The organism is Ewingella sp. C233 (genome assembly GCF_055407225.1).
The window spans coordinates 372825-394661 of record NZ_JBUZRI010000002.1 but is presented as its reverse complement, the minus strand read 5'-3'; the positions used below and the strand labels follow the sequence as shown (position 1 = coordinate 394661).

Here is a 21837-nt window from a genome sequence, read left to right as displayed (position 1 = left end):
CTCAGAGTCATTTAAGATGACTTAAAAGAGAGGTGCCCATGAGCGGTAAACGTTATCCCGAAGAGTTCAAAATTGAAGCGGTCAAACAGGTTGTTGATCGCGGCCATTCCATCGCAAGCGTCGCCACCCGTCTTGATATCACCACGCACAGCCTCTATGCCTGGGTAAAAAAGTATGGCCCTGATTCATCAACCACTAAAATGCAGTCCGATGCCCAGTCTGAGATCCGGCGACTTCAGAAAGAACTGAAGCGGGTTACTGACGAGAGAGACATACTAAAAAAAGCCGCTGTAGATTCAATTGATCAATGCAACATCCATGCTAAAACATGGGGTAGCGGAGGATTATTGAATGAAGCGTACATTTACGGCAGTAGAAAAAGAGTTTGTTTTCGACTCATGGAAGAACGGTATCGGCTTCAGTGACATTGCTAAAACCCTGGATTCTAAGCCTGGCACCATTTTCACTATTTTAAGAGACTCCGGTGGCATGAAGCCCAACGTGCGCAAACGCGCTTCATCACATTTGACGTTATCTGAACGGGAAGAAATACGCGTCGGACTCTCTGCCAAAAAAAGTATCAGAGCTATTGCGCATTCTCTAAATCGCTCGCCTTCTACGATCTCAAGAGAGATTCAACGTAACCGTGGCAGACGCTATTACAAAGCGGTGGATGCGAATAACCGGGCGAACCGAATGGCCAAAAGGCCGAAGCCCTGCTTGCTGGAGAAGAATCTGGAATTAAGGGATTTTGTTTTGGAAAAACTGGAACTCAAATGGTCTCCTGAACAAATATCCGGATGGCTTAAAAATACAGTGTATCGCCGAAAATCGATGCAAATATCAGCAGAGACGATTTATAAAACTCTGTATTTTCGCACCAGGAACGCCTTACATCATCTGCTGGTAAAGCACCTGCGCCGTTCTCACAGTCTACGTCATGGAAAACGCCACTCTCGTAAGGGTGAGCGCGGGACGATTAACATCGTCAATGGTATTTCTATCCATGAGCGTTCGAAGCATATCGACAATCGTCGTTCTGTTGGCCACTGGGAAGGGGATTTAGTCTCAGGAACAAAAAATACGCATATTGCTACTCTCGTTGATAGGAAATCGCGCTATACCATCCTGCTGAAATTGAAGGGAAAAGACGCCACTTCAGTGAATCAAGTTTTGATAGAGAAATTTAAAGAAATGCCCTTCAAGCTTGGGCAATCATTGACCTGGGACCGCGGTATGGAGCTTGCCAAACACGCTGATTTTACGGCTGAAACAGGCACGCTAGTTTATTTCTGTGACCCACAAAGCCCATGGCAACGAGGTACCAACGAGAACACTAATGGCCTTATTCGGCAATACTTCCCTAAAAAGACCTGTCTGGCTCAACATTCACAAGAAGACCTAGACCATGTCGCAGAGCAATTAAACAACAGGCCGAGGAAAACATTGAAATTTAAGACGCCAAAACAGGTTTTTGAAAAGGGTGTTGCGTTGACAAGTTGAATCTACAGTAGCCTTTTTTAATATATCCCTCTCCATTTCAACGCGTTGAAGTCTTTTCTTCAACTCACGTATCTCAATCTGCTCAGGTGTCATGGGTGACGCTACGGGTGATTTTCCCGCTCGCTCTTCTTTCAATTGTCGAACCCATTTGTCCATCGTGGATTTGCCGACATTCATCGCAGTGGCAGCGGCGGCAACGGTGTAGTGCTGATCGAGTACAAGCTGGGCAGCTTCGAGGCGAAACTCGGGGCTAAAATTGCGTCTGTTACGTCCGGTCATAATGTCACCTGTTTTGACTATGAGGTGATGATATCACCTCTATTTAGGTGGCCAAATTCACTATGCCACTACAATTTTGTCTTTTGTGTTTACGCCAGCAAAGTGAGTAGAATCGATAAGCCGAACTCATACTCTCAGGATAACAAGCAGATGGCTGGTGTAAACCATTGGACGCGTGATCAACTTCTCGTCGCTTTCACCCTTTACAGTCAAATTCCTTTCGGAAGACTACATTCAAAAAATCCCGACATTATTCACTACGCGAATCTGATTGGTCGCACCTCTTCTGCACTTGCCATGAAATTGGTTAACTTTGCCAGTCTCGACCCCTTTATTATTGAATCTGGGCGCACGGGCCTAAAAGGTGCGTCTAACGCTGATCGCGCCATATGGTGGGAAATGGCAGAGAATACGGCTACTTTCGAAGTGCAATGCGAACAAGCGATGGAAAAACTCGAGCCACTAGTTTTGGAGATGCGAGACAGTGAAGCTCCTGACTATAGTGGTAGGGAGAGAACGACAATCGTTAAGGCCCGTGTCGATCAGCAATTGTTCCGCAAAAATGTCCTTGAAGCCTATGAATATCGCTGTTGTCTAACCGGGCTTGAAGAGCCTGCTCTATTAGTCGCAAGCCATATCCTTCCGTGGAGTCATGCTGTTGAACATCGTTTAAATCCGAGCAATGGTTTATGTTTATCGAGCTTGCATGACAAAGCTTTTGATCGCGGTTTGATCTCTTTTAATGACGATCTCGAGATGCTGCTTTCTCCACAAATTAAGAAACTCAAAAGCGCTGCTTACATTGAAAATTTCGCGAATTATGAAGGGAAGAAACTCCGCTCTCCTCTCAAGTACTCGCCAGATATTTGCCAACTAAAATATCACCGGAATAAAATCTTTATTACCGAATAGCAGAAGGGCGCAATCCTCGCGCCTTCCCAACAATCTAATTATTCCCCCCTAAAACATCTCCCCCATATTCAACTGCCCCATCAGCAGCGCGTTATCGCTGTAATCCACCGGCACTGCGACGACGGCGGGGCCTTGTACGTCCATGGCGGTGCGCAGGGTGCTTTCTAGGGAGTCGGATGAGGTCACGGCGAAGCCTTTAGCACCGAAGGATTCGGCATAGGCTTTGAAATCTATCGGGCCGAATTTTACGCCGGAGGTGCGCTGGTATTTCTTCTGTTCCTGAATCGCCACCATGTTGTAGCAGTCATCCACCCAGATGATGTGCAGCAGGTTGACGCCCAGACGTACCGCGGTTTCCAGCTCCATGCTGGACTGCATAAAGCCGCCGTCGCCGGAGACAGACACCACTTTGCGGCCGGGTTCGACCAGCGCTGCGCCAATAGCCCACGGGAGTGCTACGCCCATGGTCTGCTGGCCGTTAGATATCAATACCTGACGTGCACGAAAGCTGTAAAGATAGCGGGCGATCCAGATGTGAAAACTCCCCATGTCCACGCACAGCGTCACGTCACTATTGACGATGTCCTGCATAGCGCGCACCAGGCGCAGCGGATGGATCGCAAACTGGCTCAGGCTGCGGCCTTTCTGATCCAGCAGTTCGCGCTGCTGGCGGCGGTCATCGAGGATAGAGCGTGTCGCCGGGCTGAGATCAAAATGCTGATGCACCTGCTCGGTCAGCAGATCGACGGTATCGGCGATGTCACCCACCAGTTCCACATCAGGTGTGTAATCGCTGTCGGTCTCGGCGGGAACCACGTCGATGTGCACCAGCTCGGCCTGGCCGTTGCTCCACTGCGCCGGTTCGTACTCGACCGGGCTGTAACCGACGGTGATCACTAAGTCGGCATTGCGCAGCAGGCGGTCACCGGCCTGGTTGTTGAACAGGCCGACACGGCCCGCAAAACGGTGGAAGTGCGCCTGATCGATAACGCCCGCCGCCTGATAGGTACTGGTGACCGGCAGATCGCTTTTATTGAGTAAGCGGCGGATGGCTGCTGCATTACGCGGCTGGCTGGCCATCAGGCCAAGCAGCAGCACCGGATTTTTGGCTTTTTGCAGGCAAGCGGCCACCTGACGGATGGCGTCCTGTGGCGCGCTGCCAAGCGTCGGTGGCTGCGAGCTGAGCAAACGGCCCTGTGCCGGTTCGTTGATAATGTCCATCGGCAGGCTGATAAACGACGCGCCAGGGCGGCCAAATTCGGCGGCGCGAAAACCGTTTGCCAGCACTTCAGACAGCGCAGACGACGAAGTCACTTCGGCGGCGAACTTGGTCACCGGGCGGAACATCGCGACGGTGTCCATGGTCTGGTGCACCTGTTTGACGTGGTCGGCGCGTTTTACCGCGCCGCCAATGGCGACCAGCGGATCACCTTCTGAGGTGGCGGTGGCGACGCCGGTGATCAGGTTCGAGCAGCCGGGGCCGGAAGTAACCAGCGCCACGCCCGCTTTGCCGGTCAGGCGGCCCACCGCGCCCGCCATAAAGGCCGCGTTGGCTTCGTGGCGCACCGGAATGGTGATAATGGAGGAGTCGACCAGCGAGTCGAATATCCGGTCAATTTTGGCACCGGGAATGCCGAAGACGTGCTTCACGCCCTGTTGTTCAAGCTGGGCAACGACCAGATCCGCGCCACAGTTCCACGTATTCCTGCTGTCTGAATTTTTCATGGTTCACACTCCTTCATTGGCTCAGTGGCGATTAACTTTCAACAGAACGGATAGCGTCATCGAGATTTTCGGGGCTGAGATCGGCCTGCATAAAGTCGCGGTCGGTCGGGAAGTCGATCAGTAATTTATCGACGGTGCCGAAGGTCAGCACGCCGCTCTCCAACTGGTAGTCCAGCACGTGGCCGCCGCTGCTGCGTTCGCGGTTAATAAAGTGCTCGTGGTATCCGGCCACGTTGATGCCCTGCATGTATTCCGGGGTGAGAAAGCCAATCAGCACGCCTTCACTGTGTTCGATATGGAATGTCGGCTGCGCTTCAATGGCTTCCAGCATGGGCTTATACGGGCGGTGCTGTTCCGGCACGGTGCGCGTCTCCACGCAGCTGAACATGCCGTCGATGCGCAGGGCGCAGAAGGTGTTTTTGCTGGCAATGACGCTGTCGATAATCTTATGGATAGCGTCGCGGCTGTGCGGTTTATCGAGATGATACTCATTAGTCGGGTTAAAGAATGTCATCACCGCGAACGGGGTCTTCTGTTCCGGGCTGGCGCGGCGGGCGGTGCCGTCGCCGCGCAACTGAAAGATGTTGCTGTTAAAAGCGATCAGCTCGCCGTCGAGATGGTTAAACGTGCCGAGGCCAAAGTCACCGTGTTCGAGCAGGTCAGCCATGGTGGTGTCGCCTTCGTACACGCCGCTCAGCAGGGCGCTCATCATCGACGACTGATAAATCACGCGCTCTGGGTGATCCTGCTGAAATTGCAGGGCGCTGCGGGTGATATCCGCCACGCAGTCGCAGTTGCTGTGGGCATCGTGGCGGTGAAGGTTGTGGGCTGTCATGTTGTCGCTCCGTAGGAGAATGATTAGCATTGTTAACTAAAGGTTGACTCTATTTAGCCGGGAGTTCCAATATGACGGGGTGTTCACTTTGAGACGTTTTTGATATGGAACTTCGTCATCTGCGTTATTTTGTGGCGGTGGCCGAAGCCGGGAATTTCACCCGTGCCGCCGAACAACTGGGTATCTCTCAGCCGCCGCTAAGCCAGCAAATACAGCGGCTTGAGCATGAAATAGGCGCACCGCTGCTGCGGCGTTTAACACGCAGTATTGAGCTGACCGAGGCGGGGAAAACGCTGTACGACGACGCGGTGAATATCCTGAAGCTGACTGATGCCGCGCTGGAACGCGCGCGCAGCGTGGCGCGGGGTGTGAGCGGAACGTTGCGAATTGGCTTTGCGAGTTCGACGGCGTTTAATCCGCAGGTATTTGCGCTGCTGCACCGTTTTCGGAACAGCTATCCGGGAATGGAGTTATTGCCACAGGAGAAGGAGATGTCAGCGCTGATGACCGCGCTGGCGGACGGCGCTATCGACGTGGCATTTATCCGTCTGCCGTGTGAGCGCAGTAAGGATTTTGCCTGCCGGGTGATTGATTTTGAGCAAATGGTGGTGGCGCTGCCGTTTGCCCATCCGCTGGCGCAGCACGAGGACATTACGCTTGCCGCGCTTAAAGATGAAACGCTGATCACTTTCCCGCGCGAGGTGGCTCCGAGCCTCTACGACTCGGTGATCGCCGCCTGCAACGACGCCGGGTTTATCCCAAAACTGGGCCAGCAATCGCCGCAGGTGACTTCGGCCATCAGTATGGTGGCGACCGGTTTTGGTTACGCGGTGGTGCCGGCGTCACTCGGAAAAATCGATGATGAGAACGTCACCTGCCTGCCGCTTGCCGGTCCGCCGCTCACCACGCAGGTCGCGCTGGCGTGGCGGCGCAATGACAACGGCAAAGCGGCGATGCATCTGCTGAAGTTGTTGTAAAAGCGTTGGGCAGTTTTACACCACAATAATCACGGATACGCGGCGGTTCTCGGCGCGGCCTGCCTGGGTTTTATTGCTGGCGACTGGGTTAAGTTTACCCATGCCACGGGTATGAATATTGGCGCGCGGCATTCCGGCGCTGGCAAACGCGGTGGCGACGGTATTGGCGCGGCGCAAGGAGAGATCTTCGTTGTACTTATCATCGCCGTAATCATCGGTATACCCGTCGAGGTTCACCTTCACCAGCCCGACCCGCACCAGTTCGCGGGAGAGGGTCTCTACCGTTTTCTGGCTCTGCGGCGACAGGGTGTCCTGATTATTACCGAACAGCACTTTGGCATTCAGTCCTAGCTCCCAGCCTTCGCTGGTCAGGCTGAATCCCTGTTCTTTCAACACCGCAATCTGCTCCGGGGTTAATCCCTGCGGTTTTGCCTGGCAGCCTGCAAGCACAATCAGGCAAAAAAGCATCAAGAAAGGTGCGAGTAAGGTCTTTACGGAATCATTTATTCTCAAGGAAGTCTGCCTCTTTACAGGGTTTTTAGCGGGGGTCCGCCATGGCGTTTAACGGCGCATGCTCTGCCAGATGCCAGCAGCTGCCGGTGAATTTTTTGGAGCGATACATCGCTTCATCGGCACGTTCGAGCAGTTCTTGAGGATTGGCTGCCTGCGCGGGGGTAAGAGCTATACCAATACTCACCGACACGTTCAGCGTGCTGCCATCGGGCAGGGTGAGCGGTTCCTGCATCGCCTTCACCATGCTCTGCGCTACGCTGATCGCCATCTCTTCAACGCTGGCCGCCGGTAACGCCGCATTCTGCATTTGCAGTAATACCGCAAACTCATCACCGCCAAGCCGTGCCAGCAGATCGTGCTCCTGAATATGTGCTCCCAAACGCTCGCCGATATCGATCAGTACTTTATCGCCTGCGGCGTGGCCGAAGCTGTCGTTGATCTCCTTGAAGTTATCGACGTCGATAAACAGCAGCGCCAGCGAAGTCTGTGGGCGCAGCGGGTTGTAACACTGATTCAGCGTATCGATGAAAAATGCCCGGTTATGCAGGCCGGTCAGGCTGTCGTGCCGCGCCTTGTGAGCAAGGGAGTCGTGCTCGTTTTTCAGGTGATGCTGCCAGGCGTCCAGCTCCGTCAGCAGACTGTTGAAGTCGCAGCTCAGAGTATGCAGCTCGGCAATCGGCGCCGAAGGGACGCGCAGATTAAAAGTGCGGTTGGCGCTGACTGCATGCGTCACATCGGTGATGTTTTGCAAGGAGCCGACAATCCGTTTGACCATGCGCCGCGAAAGCGTAAACGCCAGAACTGCTGTCACCAGAAGGCTGGCCAGCAGTCCGATGATCACTTTGAGCAGGAAACCGATGAGGCTGGCGCCGTCACCGGCCAGCCACACGGTACCGATCTGCTGGTTGGCGTGCAGGATGGGCAGAGTGATCGGTTTTGGGAAAGCCAGATGGCCGACCATCTGGCCGAGTTTATCCCAGGTGCCGCTTTGCGGGCGCTGCCAGTCGGCCAGCACTTCGCCGTCAGCGGTCAGGATTTTTGCCTGATAGAAATCTTCGTTGGTGGCAATTAGCTCAAGGGCGTCACGCGCCGCCGGTTTATCGTTGAACACCACGGCTGCCTCGGTGGTGTAACCGATGGCGCGCGCCGTGAGGTGCAAATTGTAGTCAGCGTGTGAGCGCAGGGCGATCAGGGCCAGTACGGTCAGCAGAAATCCTGCCAGACCCATCCCCATCAAAATGACTACCACATGAATACGGTTCAGTTCCCGGCTTAATGACGGGCGCATGCCGGGATTATCGTCGGCTGAAACAGAGGGGTGTTGTTCCATGATTTACTCCTTTTCCCTGGCGAGCTGCAAAACATTGGGATGCACCCTGACGCCGCTGCGGGCCAGAGTGTCCAGATTCAGTTTGAAGCCAACATGTGCGGGACCGACGACCAGGCAAAACGCATTGAGCAGTGCGCAGTCATCATCTTTTTCGCTGATGGTTAATACCGGATGCCCTACCAGCCGGTTATGCAGGGAATGTTGTTGATCTGCCGAAGTATTACCGGAATAGAGTGCGTCGCACTCGGTAATTAATGCCGGACTGTCAGAAGTGATATAACGCACCGTCAGTATTTTACCGGTCAGATTGTTATTTCCCGGTACCAGATTGGCGGCAAATTTCACGGGAGCAATAACGCATAACCGGATGGCATCAGGCTGGGAGTTTGCTGGCCAGCGGGAGTAACTGAGTATTCCCATGACAGTCTTTGCCACTTCCTGCTGCCGGGCGGGTGACGCGTTATTATCGGTAACGTCAGGATTGTTCGCCCATAAAGCCATAGGAAAGACAAGGCTAATAAAACTCAAGGCCAAGAGAGCCCGGGAAGCCAGCGTAAAGCAGCCAAAAAGAAGGGGGCCTGTGTGATGGAAACCGCGTCGGTTTTTTCCCATATGTTGGCTCGCGCTTTGGTAAACAATAAAGAGTACGTTTCAAAAAATGCTGAAAGCGCCGGGAACAAGGAATAAGAATTTTCTTACTAAAATAATTTTAACAACATTTGGCATTGTCCGGTTAATAAAAATTGAGACACATGTCTCTTCTGCTGCATAAACGAACCACATGCTGCTCGCAGGGGCGGGGGAGTGATGTGGTGCAGGACGATCTCCATGGAGAGGGTTGCTCGAATTTTCGCCAATCACAGGGTGAGTTCCCCGCTATTGTCCGGACTCGGATAAATAGTAATTCAGAGGGATTATCCGTAATCGAACAAATAACAGACGCAATGGTTTGTGTGAATTATATACGTTTCGGTCATTTCACAAACAATTGGTATAAATAACCCTCGCAAATATGTTGTAGGCTACAAATATAAATTGTTACTGAATGATCATTAATGGGTAATCCCTGTGCGCGATTATGTTAATAAATCGCCATTCTTAAGCGGAATTATCGAGCGATGATTATTAATCGTGACTTTGATCTCAATCCCACACGAAATGACAGCTTTTTATGCTGCTGATAGGTATCATCCCGGCATTAATGATATGTTTTATTCGTTTGATTGGTTTTTTAAGAGCACGTTGGTGGCATATACCGCGCCAAAAACGGAGCCATAAAAACTGATTTAAAATAGCAGTTTATTTTTTCTATACCGAGGGATTATGGACAACACACATATTGATACGCAGGTTCAGGGCTCGGCAACGAGCTGGCGTAAAACAGACACCATGTGGATGCTGGGTCTGTACGGTACCGCAATTGGTGCAGGCGTACTTTTCCTGCCTATTAATGCCGGTATCGGCGGTTTGATTCCACTGATTATTATGGCCATTCTGGCATTCCCGATGACATTCTTCGCGCACCGTGGTTTGACGCGTTTTGTATTATCAGGAAAAAATGCCGGTGAAGATATTACTGAAGTAGTCGAAGAGCATTTTGGTATTTCCGCCGGTAAGCTGATCACTCTGCTTTATTTCTTTGCTATCTATCCTATCCTGCTGGTTTATAGCGTAGCGATCACCAACACGGTTGAAAGCTTTATTACTCACCAGATGCACTGGACCGCGCCACCGCGGGCTTTACTCTCTCTGGTGCTGATTCTGGGCCTGATGGGAATCGTGCATTTCGGTCAGGACCTGATCGTTAAAGCCATGAGCATTCTGGTGTTCCCGTTTGTTGCGGTACTGATGGCGCTGGCCTTGTACCTCATCCCGAACTGGAATATGTCAGTGTTCCAGAACGTGTCTCTTTCCGGTAACGGCGTGGGCAGTGGCCTGCTGATGACCCTGTGGCTGGTGATCCCGGTGATGGTGTTCTCCTTTAACCACTCGCCAATCATCTCTTCTTTCGCGGTGGCCAAGCGTAAAGAGTACGGTGAAGACGCTGAGAAAAAATGTTCGCGCATCCTGGCTTACAGCCACATCATGATGGTATTAACCGTGATGTTCTTCGTATTCAGCTGCGTGCTCAGCCTGTCTCCGGAAAACCTGATGGAAGCGAAAACCCAGAACATCTCTATTCTGTCTTATCTGGCGAACCACTTCTCTAACCCAATGATTGCGTATGTCGCGCCATTTATCGCCTTTATTGCCATCACCAAATCTTTCCTCGGTCATTATCTGGGCGCCCGTGAAGGTTTTAACGGTATGGTTATTAAGTCACTGCGCAGCAAAGGAAAAAATATTTCCCTGCCAACGCTGAACCGCTATACCGCTATTTTCATGTTACTGACTACCTGGCTGGTGGCGACATTAAACCCTAGCATTTTGGGTATGATTGAAAATATCGGCGGCCCGGTTATTGCGATGCTGTTGTTCCTGATGCCAATGTATGCCATCCGCAAGGTACCGGCGATGAGAAAATACAGTGGTCACATCAGTAACGTGTTCGTAGTTATTATGGGCCTGATTGCGATGTCTGCGATTGTTTATACGCTGATGGGCTAAGCCTGAATTAAATAAATCATCATGAGCAGGGTAATACCTGCTCATGTTTTCTCCTATATTTAGCATCCACTCCTATTCTTATCTTTACTGTTTATTCTCCGGCGTTTTTTCGCCCGGCCCTTTATTGACACTTATTAGTCATGGAGTCAGACGTGATCAGCATCTTCGATATTTTCAAAATTGGTATTGGCCCTTCCAGTTCTCATACTGTCGGCCCAATGAAAGCCGGGAAAATATTCAGCGATGAACTTATCTCCCTCGGCCATATAAATAATACAACCCGCGTCGTGGTAGATATTTACGGCTCTTTATCTTTAACAGGCAAAGGGCATCATACCGATCTCGCCATAATCATGGGGTTAGCTGGGAATTTACCGGACTCCGTGGATATTGATGCGATCCCTGCTTTTATTCGTATGGTGGAGAGCACCGGCCGTCTGATGCTGGCCAATGGTGCGCGGGAGGTGGATTTCCTGGCCGATGGCGGGATGAATTTCCACAGCACTAACCTACCGCTGCATGAAAACGGCATGACGGTCAGCGCCTTTGACGGCGAGAACCTGCTTTACACCCAGACTTATTACTCCATCGGTGGCGGTTTTATTGTCGAGGCCAGCCGGTTTGGTGTGCAGGAAGAGAGCGCCATTACCATGCCGTTCCCGTTCCATTCTGCCAAAGATTTGCAGCAACATTGTAACGATACCGGTCTGTCTCTGTCGGGCGTCATGCTGCAAAACGAGCTGGCCGGGCATTCGCGTGCTGAAATTGCTGACCATTTTGCGGCAATCTGGAATGTGATGAGCGAAGGCATCACCCGGGGTATTCATACGGAAGGTTTGCTGCCGGGGCCGATGAAAATCAACCGCCGTGCCGCTGCGCTGCGTCGTATTCTGGTCACGCAGGACAAAAATAACGTCGATCCGATGGGCGTGGTTGACTGGATCAACATGTACGCTATGGCGGTCAACGAGGAAAACGCTGCCGGTGGCCGCGTGGTCACTGCACCAACCAACGGGGCCTGCGGCATCATTCCTGCGGTGCTGACCTACTATGATCAATTTATCCGCCCGGTCAGCCCCGATTCCTACAGCCGCTTCTTCCTGGCGGCAGGCGCAGTCGGCGTGTTGTTCAAAATGAATGCGTCGATCTCCGGTGCGGAAGTCGGTTGTCAGGGCGAAGTCGGCGTGGCCTGTTCGATGGCGGCGGCAGGGTTAACTGAACTGCTTGGCGGCAGCACGGCGCAGGTGTTTATGGCAGCCGAAATTGCTATGGAGCATCATCTCGGGCTGACCTGCGATCCGCTGGCTGGACAGGTGCAGGTTCCCTGCATTGAGCGCAACGCGATATCCGCCGTGAAAGCGGTGAATGCGTCGCGCATGGCGCTGCGCCGCACCAGCGAGCCGCGCGTTTGCCTCGATAAAGTCATCGAAACCATGTACGAAACCGGCAAAGATATGAATGCGAAATACCGCGAAACCTCACGCGGAGGATTGGCTATCAAGGTTCTCGCATGTAATTAATTCTGCTTTCATCATCTCTTTCTTAAAAGGCGGGAAACCGCCTTTCTTCGCCCTGAATCTCCTCCTCCCTGTGCTATGTTAAATCTGATACTTTCTGAAACCAGACAACATCTAAAACAGTTAAAGGGACGAATCGGCATGTCTAAATTTTTCATGAATGACCGCAAGAATCTGATTAACGATGTCATCGAAGGCGCAATTCTCACTTCCCCCTACAAGAACGTAGCCAAGCTGGACGTCGATCCGGCCATCCGTGTCGTGGTGCGCAGTGACTGGGATAAGAAAAAGGTCGCCCTGATTTCGGGTGGCGGCTCAGGACATGAACCGGCACATGTCGGCTTTATCGGTAAAGGTATGCTGACGGCCGCCGTCTGCGGCGACGTATTTGCCTCGCCAAGCGTGGATGCGGTGCTCAACGCCATCGTGGCGGTGACCGGCGAAGCAGGCTGCCTGCTGATTGTTAAAAACTACACCGGCGACCGTCTTAACTTCGGCCTCGCGGCGGAAAAAGCCAAAATCCTCGGTTATAAAGTCGATCTAGTGATGGTGTCAGATGACATCTCCCTACCGGATAACAAGCAGCCACGCGGTATTGCCGGCACGGTGCTGGTTCATAAAATTGCCGGTTACGCGGCACAGCAGGGGAAATCGCTGAAAGCGGTAACCGCCGCGGCGCAGAAAGCCATTGATGCCACGGCGAGTATCGGCGTGGCGATGGCCGGTTGCAGCCTGCCGGGTGACAGCGGTGAAGAAGAGGAGGAGAGCCGCATTCCGGCCGGTCAGGTTGAACTGGGGCTGGGGATTCACGGCGAGCCGGGCATCTCAAAACTAAAAACCCAGAACAGCGAAAAAGTCATCGCCACGCTGGTGGAAAAACTTCAGGCTGGGTTTAAAAAAACCGACAAGCTGGCAGTGCTGGTCAACAACCTCGGCGGCGTTTCTCCGCTGGAGATGAATCAGCTGACTAAAGAGCTGGTGCATTCGGCGCTAGGGAAATCTATCCGCTATCTGATTGGACCGGCGGCGCTGGTCAGCGCGCTGGATATGAAAGGCTTCTCGCTCTCGGCTATCGCCCTGACCGATGATTTCGAAAAAGCGCTGCTGGCAGATGTGGAAGCTTCGGGCTGGCAGCCACTGGTGAAACTGGAAAAACTGCCAACGCAGAAAGCCAAAAAAATCAGCCAGAAGGTAAAAGTGAAAGCTTCGGCTAATGCAGGCGTTGGCAAAATTGTCGATACCATCACGCAGACATTGTCGGGTCTGGAAGATGAGCTGAATAAGCTGGATGCCAAAGTGGGTGACGGCGATACCGGTTCGACATTTGCCAGCGGTGCGCGTGATATTCAGGAGCAGAACAAAGGCAAAAAGCTGCCGCTTAACGATCTCTCTGCGCTGTTCACTGTGGTGGGCGATCGCCTGGCGACCGTAATGGGCGGCTCCAGTGGCGTGCTGATGTCGATCTTCTTCACCGCAGCCGGTCAGAAAGTGGAAGAGGGCAAGCCGGTCGCCGATGCGCTGCTGTTTGGCCTCGAACGCATGAAGCATTACGGTGGCGCAGATCTGGGGGATCGCACGATGATCGACGCCCTGCAACCGGCACTTGAAGCGCTGGGCAAAAAGGGTGACGTCAAAGCGGCCGCTAAAGCCGCCGCCAAAGGCGCGAAAGAAACGGCCAGCATGAAGAAAGCCAATGCGGGGCGTTCGTCCTATCTCAGCAGCAATAGCCTGAAAGGGGTGAAAGACCCTGGCGCGGTGGCCGTAGAAAAAGTCTTCGAAGCCTTAGCTAAATAAAGATCACACGGTTAATACGGCCTGTCCGGTCTTCCGGCGGGCCGTTTTTTATTCATTACCCGATAACCCCAACGCCCGCAATGCCAAAATTGATCTGGCGCAAGTTCAGGCCACTCTTATCAGCATGCACAAAATGGCCCCCGTATAATTTGCGGCCACTATTTGCAGTCGAATGAAGAGACCTTATGTCTGTCAGCCTGATCCAGCCCGATCGTCACCTGTTTTCTTACCCACTTTACTGGGCCGAATGCTTTGGCACGGCGCCTTTTCTGCCGATGTCGCGCGACGAGATGGATCAACTTGGCTGGGACAGTTGCGATGTGATCGTGGTGACCGGGGATGCCTATGTCGATCATCCGAGCTTCGGCATGGCGATAGTGGGCAGGATGCTGGAAGCGCAGGGGTTCCGCGTCGGGATCATCGCCCAGCCCGACTGGACCAACAAAGACGATTTCATGAAACTCGGCAAGCCGAACCTGTTCTTTGGCGTGACGGCAGGCAACATGGATTCGATGATCAACCGCTACACGGCGGACAGAAAGATCCGTCATGACGACGCTTATACGCCGGATAATGCGGAAGGCAAGAGGCCGGACCGCGCCACCGTGGCTTATTCCCAGCGCTGCAAAGAAGCTTTTAACGACGTGCCGGTGCTGCTCGGCGGCATCGAGGCCAGCCTGCGGCGCATCGCGCATTATGACTACTGGTCAGACACAGTGCGCCGTTCGGTGCTGGTGGATTCCAAAGCCGACATGCTGATATACGGCAACGGTGAACGTCCGTTAGTGGAAGTGGCACATCGCCTGGCTGCAGGTGAGAAAATCGCTGAGATCACCGATGTGCGTAACACCGCCATTATGCGCAAAGTGGCGCTGACCGGCTGGAGCGGCGTGGATTCTACCCGCCTCGACAAACCGGGTCGCATCGAACCTATTATGAATCCTTACGGCGAAGATCTGCCCTGCTCCGAAGGAGTATTGCCGGAAGCCGATGGCCCGCAGCCGGTCACCGTTCGTGCGCCAAAACCCAAGCCGTGGGAGAAAACCTACGTGCTGCTGCCGTCGTTTGAGAAAGTGAAAAACGATAAAGTGATGTATGCCCACGCGTCGCGCATTTTGCATCATGAAACCAACCCCGGTTGCGCAAGGGCACTGATGCAGAAACATGGCGACCGCTATGTGTGGATCAACCCGCCAGCGATCCCACTCGCTACCGATGAAATGGATTCGGTGTTTGCATTGCCGTTCCAACGTGTACCGCATCCGTCCTATGGCAGCGCGCGTATTCCGGCTTATGAGATGATCCGCTTCTCGGTCAATATCATGCGTGGCTGCTACGGCGGCTGTTCATTCTGTTCGATCACTGAACACGAAGGGCGCATTATTCAGAGCCGCTCGGAAGAGTCGATCGTCAAAGAGATTGAAGAGATCCGCGACCGCGTGCCGGGCTTCACCGGCATTATTTCCGATCTCGGCGGCCCGACCGCCAACATGTATATGCTGCGCTGCCAGTCACCGCGCGCCGAGCAGACCTGCCGCCGCGCTTCCTGTGTCTATCCGGATATCTGTAGCCACATGGACACTAACCATGAGCCGACCATCAAACTTTACCGTCGTACCCGTGCGCTGAAGGGCATCAAAAAGATCCTGATCGCCTCGGGGGTTCGTTACGATCTGGCCGTGCAGGATCCGTTGTATATCAAGGAACTGGCAGAACATCACGTCGGCGGTTATCTGAAGATTGCTCCGGAACATACCGAAACCGGACCACTATCGAAAATGATGAAACCGGGCATGGGCAGCTATGATCGCTTCAAGAAATTGTTTGATCACTATTCGAAGCAGGCGGGGAAAAAGCAGTATCTGATCCCGTACTTTATTTCGGCCCATCCGGGGACGCGCGATGAGGATATGGTCAATCTGGCGCTGTGGCTGAAGGAGAACCGCTTCCGGTTGGATCAGGTGCAGAACTTTTATCCGTCGCCGCTCGCCAGCGCCACCACCATGTATTACAGCGGCAAGAATCCGCTCAATAAGGTGGATTACAAAAGTGAAGACGTGGTGGTGCCGAAAGGCGATCGTCAGCGCCGCCTGCATAAAGCGCTGCTGCGCTATCACGATCAGGCCAACTGGCCGGTGATCCGCGAGGGGCTGAATGCGCTCGGTTTGAAACATCTGATTGGCAGCCGGGCTGACTGTCTGATCCCGGCTGAAAATGCGGACGACCGCGGGCGTGGGTATATCTCCCGTACGCCGAAATTTACCACCCGTCCGGCGGCCACCCGTTTTACCGGCGCGCCTGCGGTGACTCAACCGGGCGGGAAGAAAAAACCGGTCAGTCGAGGTAAAAAACCGGCTTAAGGGTGTCACTGATCGGGCTGTTATCGGCATTGGCTGGCATGACGTCAGCCATATGCTTCCACCATCGTTGGCAGACGTCCGACTGCGCCACCGCGTCCCAGCGCGCTTCTGATTCAATTTCAACCACACCAAACAAAAGACTGCGTTTTTCATCGAGAAAAATACTGTAGTGGTGTGCCCCGTGGGCTTTCAGCGTCTCGGCCAATTCAGGCCAGATGGGCGAGTGCCGCTGCTGATATTCCGCATGAGCGTCCGGGTTTACCTGCATAACAAAAGCCTTGCGGATCATGGTGTTTCTCCGGTTTTAATCCTCCCCTTCGCAGGGGAGGAAACTTAAGATCACATCGCGCTCAGATACAGTTCGCGTACCTGTTCGCGGCTGGCGGTGCGCGGGTTACAACCGGCACAAGGGTCGGCCAGGGCTTTGTCCAGCCACTCTTCGATATCACTCTCTTTGATCCCCAGTGCTGCAAAGCCTGATGGGATGCCGACCTTCTGCGACAGAATGCGGATGGCGTCCAGTGCGGCGTGGCTGGCCTGTTCCTCATTCATCCCATGTGTTTTCACTCCCATTGCGCGTGCAATGTCGGCGAAGCGGTGCGGGCAGGCTGGGCGGTTAAACGCCTCCACGACCGGCAGCAGGACAGCATTGCAGACACCGTGCGGCAGGTTATGCGTTGCGCCCGGCTGATGGGCCAGCGCGTGGACCAGACCCAGCCCCGCACTGTTGAACGCCATACCTGCCAGATATTGCCCCTGCGCCATTTTCTCACGAGCCTCGAGGTTTTTGCCGTTCGCCACCGCCTGTGGCAGCCATTCGGTGATGGTGCTGATGGCGGCCAGCGCAGTCGGGTCGGTCAGTGGATGCGCGCCAACCGAGACATAAGCTTCGATGGCGTGGGTCAGGGCATCCATGCCGGTAGCCGCCGTGACGTCAGGCGGGATCGCCAGCATGATCGACGGATCGTCCACCGCGATATCCGGGATCAGGTGGGTGTCGATGATCACCTCTTTCACGTGACGATGACTGTCGATGATCACCGCGTTGCTGGTCATTTCGGCCGCGGTACCTGCGGTGGTGTTGATCGCCACTAAAAACACGCCCGGCTTTTTCACTTTGCCAATGCCGGAGTATGCGGTGGCCGGGCCAGGATTGGCAGTGAGGATTTTGATGCCCTTGGCGGTATCAATCGGGCTGCCACCGCCGAAAGCAATCAGATAGTCACAGTGATGCTGCTGATATAAACGGAAACCCTCATCCACCACTTCCGATGTCGGGTTAGGCGTCACGCCACTGTAAAGTGCATAGGGAAGGCCCGCGCTTTTCAGGGCGGTGAACAGGCCGTCGAGCAGGCCAAGTTCGACCAGTTGTCTGTCTGTCACGACCAGCGCTTTACCGGGCGTTTTTTGCACCAGCATGGCAACCATGTCTTCAATCGCCCCTGTTCCGTGAAGGCTGATTTTGGGTAAAGCCAGCATAAAACTCATGATTAAAATCCCTCTTAGAGTCTGATGCTTACGCGTTCATCGCGGCAGCAAAAGGTGTGACTTCAAAGCGTTTCCCTAAGGCGATCAGCTCTTCGGTTGAGATGGTTTGCTTCTTGCCTCCCATCGAAATTACCTTCACCAGAATTTCTGCGGATTTCTCGGCGGTGTCGATGAGCCCAAACGCATCATCCAGAGAAGGGCCGCTGCCAAAAATGCCGTGGAAGGCCCACAGCACCAGGCTGTGATGTTGCATCTGATCGGCGGTCGCCGCGCCAATGCCGTCGGTCCCCGGCACCATCCACGGCACGATGCCGATACCGTCAGGGAAGACCACCAGACATTCGGTGCTGCACTCCCAGAGCTGGCGGGTAAATGAGGCGTTATCCAGTTCCAGCACGTAGGTCAGAGCAATCAGATTGGTGGCATGGCAGTGCATGATCACCCGGTCCTGACCCTGCGTAACGTTCATGCGCACGGTGTGCGATTGCAAATGCGCCGCCAGCTCCGATGTCGGCAGGCCGCCTGCGGCGAGCCCCCACAGAATGCGGTAACCGTTGCCCTGACTATTTAGCTGCAATATCACCAGAGATTCGGCCGGTGCCAGCTGCACATTGCGGAAAAACTTGCCGGAGCCGGTGACGATAAAATACTGATTCGCCAGCTCCGGTGCCGGTTGTGTCAGCGCCACGGTGCGTGGTTCGCTGTAGAAATCGGCCTGATACGGCGCGATATCTTCCGGCAACAGACGCAGGCTGACGTTGCCGCCGTTGCGCTCATCCCAGCCCTTCAGCCACATGTCGGTGGTGGCTTTGATCATGCCCTGGACAAACCAGGCGTTGAGTAAAGTTTTCATCGTTATTTACCTTTAAGAGATGCCTGTAAAAGAAGCCTTTGAAAAGAGTGTTGAGAAGCTCAGCGTTTGGCGAGTACGGTTTTTTCGTAATGGCGGACGTTGTCGAGCCACTGGCCGCCGACCGGTACGTCGTGGCGCTGGCAGTACATGTCCCACACGGCCTGCCACGGCAGGCATTTCTGCTCTTCCAGCAATGCCAGACGCGCGGTGTAGTCGCCGTCGGTTTCGAGTTTTTTCAGCATGTCAGTCGGTTCCAGCAGGGCGCGCAGCAGGGCTTTTTTCATGTTGCGGGTGCCTATCACCCAGGCCGCAATGCGGTTGATGGAGGCGTCGAAGAAATCCAGGCCGATGTGTACGCGGTTGAACAGGTCGTGACGTACAATTTCGTTGGCAATAGCCTGCGTTTCGTCGTCGAGCAGCACCACGTGGTCGCTGTCCCAGCGCACCGGGCGGCTGACGTGCAGCAGCAGGCGCGGTACAAACAGCATGGCGCTGGAGATTTTGTCGGAAATGACTTCCGTCGGATGGAAGTGGCCGGCATCCAGACAGAGCGCGGTCTGGCGGCTGGCGGCATAGCCGAGATAAAACTCGTTGGAGCCGACCGTGTAACTTTCTGAACCGATGCCGAACAGTTTGCTTTCGACGGCATCAATGTGATGGTGAGGATCGAGCTTCTCCGACATCACTTCATCCAGCGCGCTCATCAGGCGCTGACGTGGTGCTAGCCGGTCAACGGTGAGATCTTTCATACCGTCCGGGATCCAGATATTCATTACCGACGGCGTATTCAGTGCTTTACCGAATGAGGCGGAAACACGGCGGCTGGCCTGACAGTGTTCAATCCAGAACTGGCGGACCTCCGGGTTAGCGCTCGACAGCGTAAAACCGTCTGCGCTCATCGGATGCGAGAAGCAGGAGGGGTTAAAGTCCAACCCCAGTTTGTTTTTCTTCGCCCATTCGACCCACTGGCTGAAGTGTTTAGGTTCGATTTGATTGCGGGCGACCGGGGTGTCTGACTCCAGATATATCGCGTGTAGATTCAGTCGGTTTGGTCCAGGGATCAGCGAAACCGCCTGCTCCAAATCGGCGCGCAGCTGCTGCGCATTTTTAGCTTTACCGGGGTAGTTACCGGTGGCCTGGATCCCGCCGGTCAGCGCGCCTTCCGGGTTTTCAAACCCCGCGACGTCATCACCTTGCCAGCAGTGGATGGAAACGGGTAGCGTATCGAGTTTTTTCATAGCGGCTTCGGCATCAACACCGAGCTGGGAAAAGCGTTCTTTGGCGAGTGTCCATGCGCTTTCGATAGAAGTAGATGACGTCATACAGTGAGCTCCTCATTGGCGTGACTCAGCGCCTGAAAACGGCGCCAGTGGATAGCAAGTTCGGGTTGGGGTTGCGGCAGATAGCGCTGCTGCCGGAAATTGGCGGCAAGGATTTGCCGGTAAAGCGTGACGTTTTCGACCAGATTCAGGGCCATCAACTGGCAGCCGATATTGCCGAGGGTCGATGCTTCAACCGGCCCGGCGGTGACCGGCGTCTGGCAGGTATCGGCGCAGAGCTGGTTAAGAAAGGCGTTCTGACTGCCGCCGCCAACGATATGAATTTCATCCAGCGGGGCACCCTGAAGTTCAGCCAGTTGCAGTGCCGTCTGGCGGTAAAGCATCGCCAGACTGTCGAAGATGCAGCGCGCCAGCCCGGCTGCACTTTGCGGCACCGGTTCACTCTGTTCACGGCAGGCGTCACGAATGGCATCAGCCATCAATGGCGGGTTGATAAAGCGTGCGTCGTTGGGATTAATCAGGCTGATAAACGGCGGCAGGGCGGCGGCGGCGGTGATCAGTGCGGGTAAGTCTTTCACCGCCAGCTCATCGCACAGGCGTTGCAGCAACCACAGCCCCATGATGTTTTTCAGCACCCGCACACTGCCGTTAATTCCACCTTCATTGGTGAAATTGGCCCGCAGGGCGCTGGCGTGGGTGAAAGCTTTCGGACTTTCTATACCCATCAGAGACCAGGTGCCTGAGCTGAGATAGGCAGAATGTTTGCCGGTCATAGGTGCGGCAACCACGGCGCTGGCAGTGTCATGAGTGGCGACACTGATCACCGGCACCTGATGGCCGCGTGGTGTGGTCCAGTTGCCGAGTTTTTTACCCGGCTGTGACGGTTTCCCTAACCAGCGGCGCGGCACACCAATGTGCTTCAACAGGTTTTCATCCCAGTCGCCGGTAAGTAGATTGACCATCTGCGTGGTGCTGGCATTGGTATGTTCCCAGTTGAGTACCCCGGTTAAACGGTAGTGAATGTAGTCGGGTATCAGCAGGAGGTGGTCGACCTGAGCGGTGAGTTCCGGTTGCTGGCTGGTGAGCGCTTTCAACTGGTACAGGGTATTGAAAGGCAGAAACTGAATGCCGGTGGTGCGGTAAATCGCCTCACTGCCAAGTGTTTGGAGGGTGCCGGCCATCACGCCGTCGGTGCGTTTATCGCGATAGGCGATCGGCAGACCGACGCGTTGCCCCTGTTTGTCGAGCAGGACAAAATCCACGCCCCAGGTGTCCACGCCGATGCTGTCGACGGGGATCCCTGATTCATCCAGACGGTTCAGCCCGGTCAGAATATGCTGTTCCAGCGCGTCCAGATCCCAGGTATCGTGGCCGTCGATGGTTTTCAGACAATTGGGAAAGCGGTGGATCTCTTTGAGTGTCAGCGTCGGGGGCACTCCGGCACATTCAGTCCTGAATGTTGCCAGCATTACGCGTCCGCTTGAGGCGCCAAGGTCGATTGCAGCAATATGGTGGAGTGTCATAGCGGCCATTCCTTATTGGGTATGATCGCAGTGTAGGGGAGGCCTTTTGCCGTCACCTTCCGTTGAATGCCATGCTGTCTGTCGGGCTGGCAGCATGAAAAAGGTAGCAGCGAGACAGATCACAAAATGCGGCAAAGAGGGCCGTTTGCGGCGTGAGTTATCTGGATGCAGTACGTTGCAAAAGGATGTGATCCTGACCGCAGTTCCATTCACCCGATGTCAAATCTTTGAAAAATGACGGCAGAACCCGTTTTCCGTGCCACGGTTTCAAGGTTATCGCGCACCGCGCAGGATAGGGTGATTCCCTGAACACTCTTAATTCTGCCCACGTAATGGAGGTG

17 protein-coding genes and 2 pseudogenes are annotated in these 21837 nt (G+C 54.2%); 8 read left to right on the top strand and 11 right to left on the bottom strand.

All coding sequences use genetic code 11. The features are described 5' to 3' along the window. Positions 1-38: 38 nt before the first annotated feature. Both ACZRKO_RS14230 and ACZRKO_RS14225 read left to right on the top strand, forming a co-directional pair. Positions 39-287: pseudogene (locus ACZRKO_RS14230) on the top strand (transposase); the annotation flags it as partial. A gap of 64 nt (positions 288-351) precedes the next feature. Further along, positions 352-1503, top strand: coding sequence for an IS30 family transposase (locus tag ACZRKO_RS14225; RefSeq protein WP_463737897.1), 1152 nt, complete (start codon positions 352-354; stop codon positions 1501-1503). A 12-nt stretch (positions 1504-1515) separates the two neighbouring features. On the opposite strand, the pseudogene ACZRKO_RS14220 reads toward ACZRKO_RS14225, so the two are convergent. Continuing rightward, positions 1516-1782 (bottom strand): annotated as a pseudogene (locus tag ACZRKO_RS14220) (transposase); the annotation flags it as partial. 150 nt (positions 1783-1932) lie between these two features. On the opposite strand from ACZRKO_RS14220, the gene ACZRKO_RS14215 reads away from it, so the two are divergent. Continuing rightward, positions 1933-2694: an HNH endonuclease gene (locus ACZRKO_RS14215; RefSeq protein WP_463737896.1), complete on the top strand. Its 762-nt coding sequence runs from the start codon at positions 1933-1935 to the stop codon at positions 2692-2694. A 48-nt stretch (positions 2695-2742) separates the two neighbouring features. Here ACZRKO_RS14215 and alsS read toward each other — a convergent pair whose 3' ends face one another. After that, positions 2743-4419: an acetolactate synthase AlsS gene (gene alsS, locus ACZRKO_RS14210; RefSeq protein WP_463737895.1), complete on the bottom strand. Its 1677-nt coding sequence runs from the start codon at positions 4417-4419 to the stop codon at positions 2743-2745. A gap of 31 nt (positions 4420-4450) precedes the next feature. Continuing rightward, positions 4451-5254 (bottom strand): acetolactate decarboxylase, encoded by an 804-nt coding sequence (budA, locus tag ACZRKO_RS14205; RefSeq protein ID WP_463737894.1) that lies wholly within the window; start codon positions 5252-5254, stop codon positions 4451-4453. Between the two features lie 104 nt (positions 5255-5358). Here budA and ACZRKO_RS14200 point away from each other — a divergent pair, with 104 nt between their 5' ends. After that, a complete protein-coding gene (locus ACZRKO_RS14200; protein WP_463737893.1) occupies positions 5359-6231 on the top strand; it encodes a LysR family transcriptional regulator in 873 nt (290 codons plus the stop codon). Between the two features lie 15 nt (positions 6232-6246). On the opposite strand, the gene yfiB is transcribed toward ACZRKO_RS14200, so the two are convergent. The 3 genes from yfiB to yfiR all read right to left on the bottom strand — a co-directional run bounded on the left by yfiB (position 6247) and on the right by yfiR (position 8509). Beyond that, complete coding sequence (gene yfiB, locus ACZRKO_RS14195; protein ID WP_463737892.1) at positions 6247-6699, bottom strand: outer membrane lipoprotein YfiB; 453 nt, start codon at positions 6697-6699, stop codon at positions 6247-6249. Positions 6700-6769: 70 nt separating this feature from the next. Next, the gene (gene dgcN / locus ACZRKO_RS14190; RefSeq protein ID WP_463737891.1) at positions 6770-8074 is read right to left on the bottom strand and encodes a diguanylate cyclase DgcN/YfiN; all 1305 of its coding nucleotides are present in this window, start codon (positions 8072-8074) and stop codon (positions 6770-6772) included. Positions 8075-8077: 3 nt separating this feature from the next. Beyond that, complete coding sequence (gene yfiR, locus ACZRKO_RS14185; protein WP_463737890.1) at positions 8078-8509, bottom strand: regulatory sequestration protein YfiR; 432 nt, start codon at positions 8507-8509, stop codon at positions 8078-8080. An 888-nt stretch (positions 8510-9397) separates the two neighbouring features. Between yfiR and ACZRKO_RS14180 the strand changes: the two genes are divergently transcribed. The 4 genes from ACZRKO_RS14180 (at position 9398) to ACZRKO_RS14165 (ending at position 16352) form a co-directional block, all read left to right on the top strand. Then, positions 9398-10681: an HAAAP family serine/threonine permease gene (locus ACZRKO_RS14180; protein WP_463737889.1), complete on the top strand. Its 1284-nt coding sequence runs from the start codon at positions 9398-9400 to the stop codon at positions 10679-10681. A gap of 152 nt (positions 10682-10833) precedes the next feature. After that, a complete protein-coding gene (locus ACZRKO_RS14175) occupies positions 10834-12201 on the top strand; it encodes an L-serine ammonia-lyase (protein ID WP_463737888.1) in 1368 nt (455 codons plus the stop codon). A 138-nt stretch (positions 12202-12339) separates the two neighbouring features. Further along, complete coding sequence (locus ACZRKO_RS14170) at positions 12340-13992, top strand: dihydroxyacetone kinase subunit DhaK (protein ID WP_463737887.1); 1653 nt, start codon at positions 12340-12342, stop codon at positions 13990-13992. Between the two features lie 185 nt (positions 13993-14177). Continuing rightward, positions 14178-16352, top strand: coding sequence for a YgiQ family radical SAM protein (locus tag ACZRKO_RS14165; protein ID WP_463737886.1), 2175 nt, complete (start codon positions 14178-14180; stop codon positions 16350-16352). On the opposite strand, the gene rhaM is transcribed toward ACZRKO_RS14165, so the two are convergent. Genes rhaM through rhaB form a run of 5 tightly spaced genes read right to left on the bottom strand, consistent with a single transcriptional unit; the run spans position 16327 to position 21496 of the window. Next, positions 16327-16641: an L-rhamnose mutarotase gene (gene rhaM, locus ACZRKO_RS14160; protein WP_463737885.1), complete on the bottom strand. Its 315-nt coding sequence runs from the start codon at positions 16639-16641 to the stop codon at positions 16327-16329. The genes ACZRKO_RS14165 and rhaM overlap by 26 nt on opposite strands. Positions 16642-16691: 50 nt before the next feature. Continuing rightward, the gene (fucO, locus tag ACZRKO_RS14155; protein WP_463737884.1) at positions 16692-17840 is read right to left on the bottom strand and encodes a lactaldehyde reductase; all 1149 of its coding nucleotides are present in this window, start codon (positions 17838-17840) and stop codon (positions 16692-16694) included. Positions 17841-17868: 28 nt separating this feature from the next. Further along, positions 17869-18693 carry a rhamnulose-1-phosphate aldolase gene (gene rhaD, locus ACZRKO_RS14150; RefSeq protein ID WP_463737883.1) on the bottom strand — a complete coding sequence of 275 codons (825 nt, stop codon included), beginning with the start codon at positions 18691-18693 and terminating at the stop codon, positions 17869-17871. 59 nt (positions 18694-18752) lie between these two features. Next, positions 18753-20015: an L-rhamnose isomerase gene (locus ACZRKO_RS14145; protein WP_463737882.1), complete on the bottom strand. Its 1263-nt coding sequence runs from the start codon at positions 20013-20015 to the stop codon at positions 18753-18755. Beyond that, complete coding sequence (rhaB, locus tag ACZRKO_RS14140; protein WP_463737881.1) at positions 20012-21496, bottom strand: rhamnulokinase; 1485 nt, start codon at positions 21494-21496, stop codon at positions 20012-20014. The genes ACZRKO_RS14145 and rhaB overlap by 4 nt, the downstream gene beginning before the upstream one ends. Positions 21497-21837 lie beyond the last annotated feature (341 nt).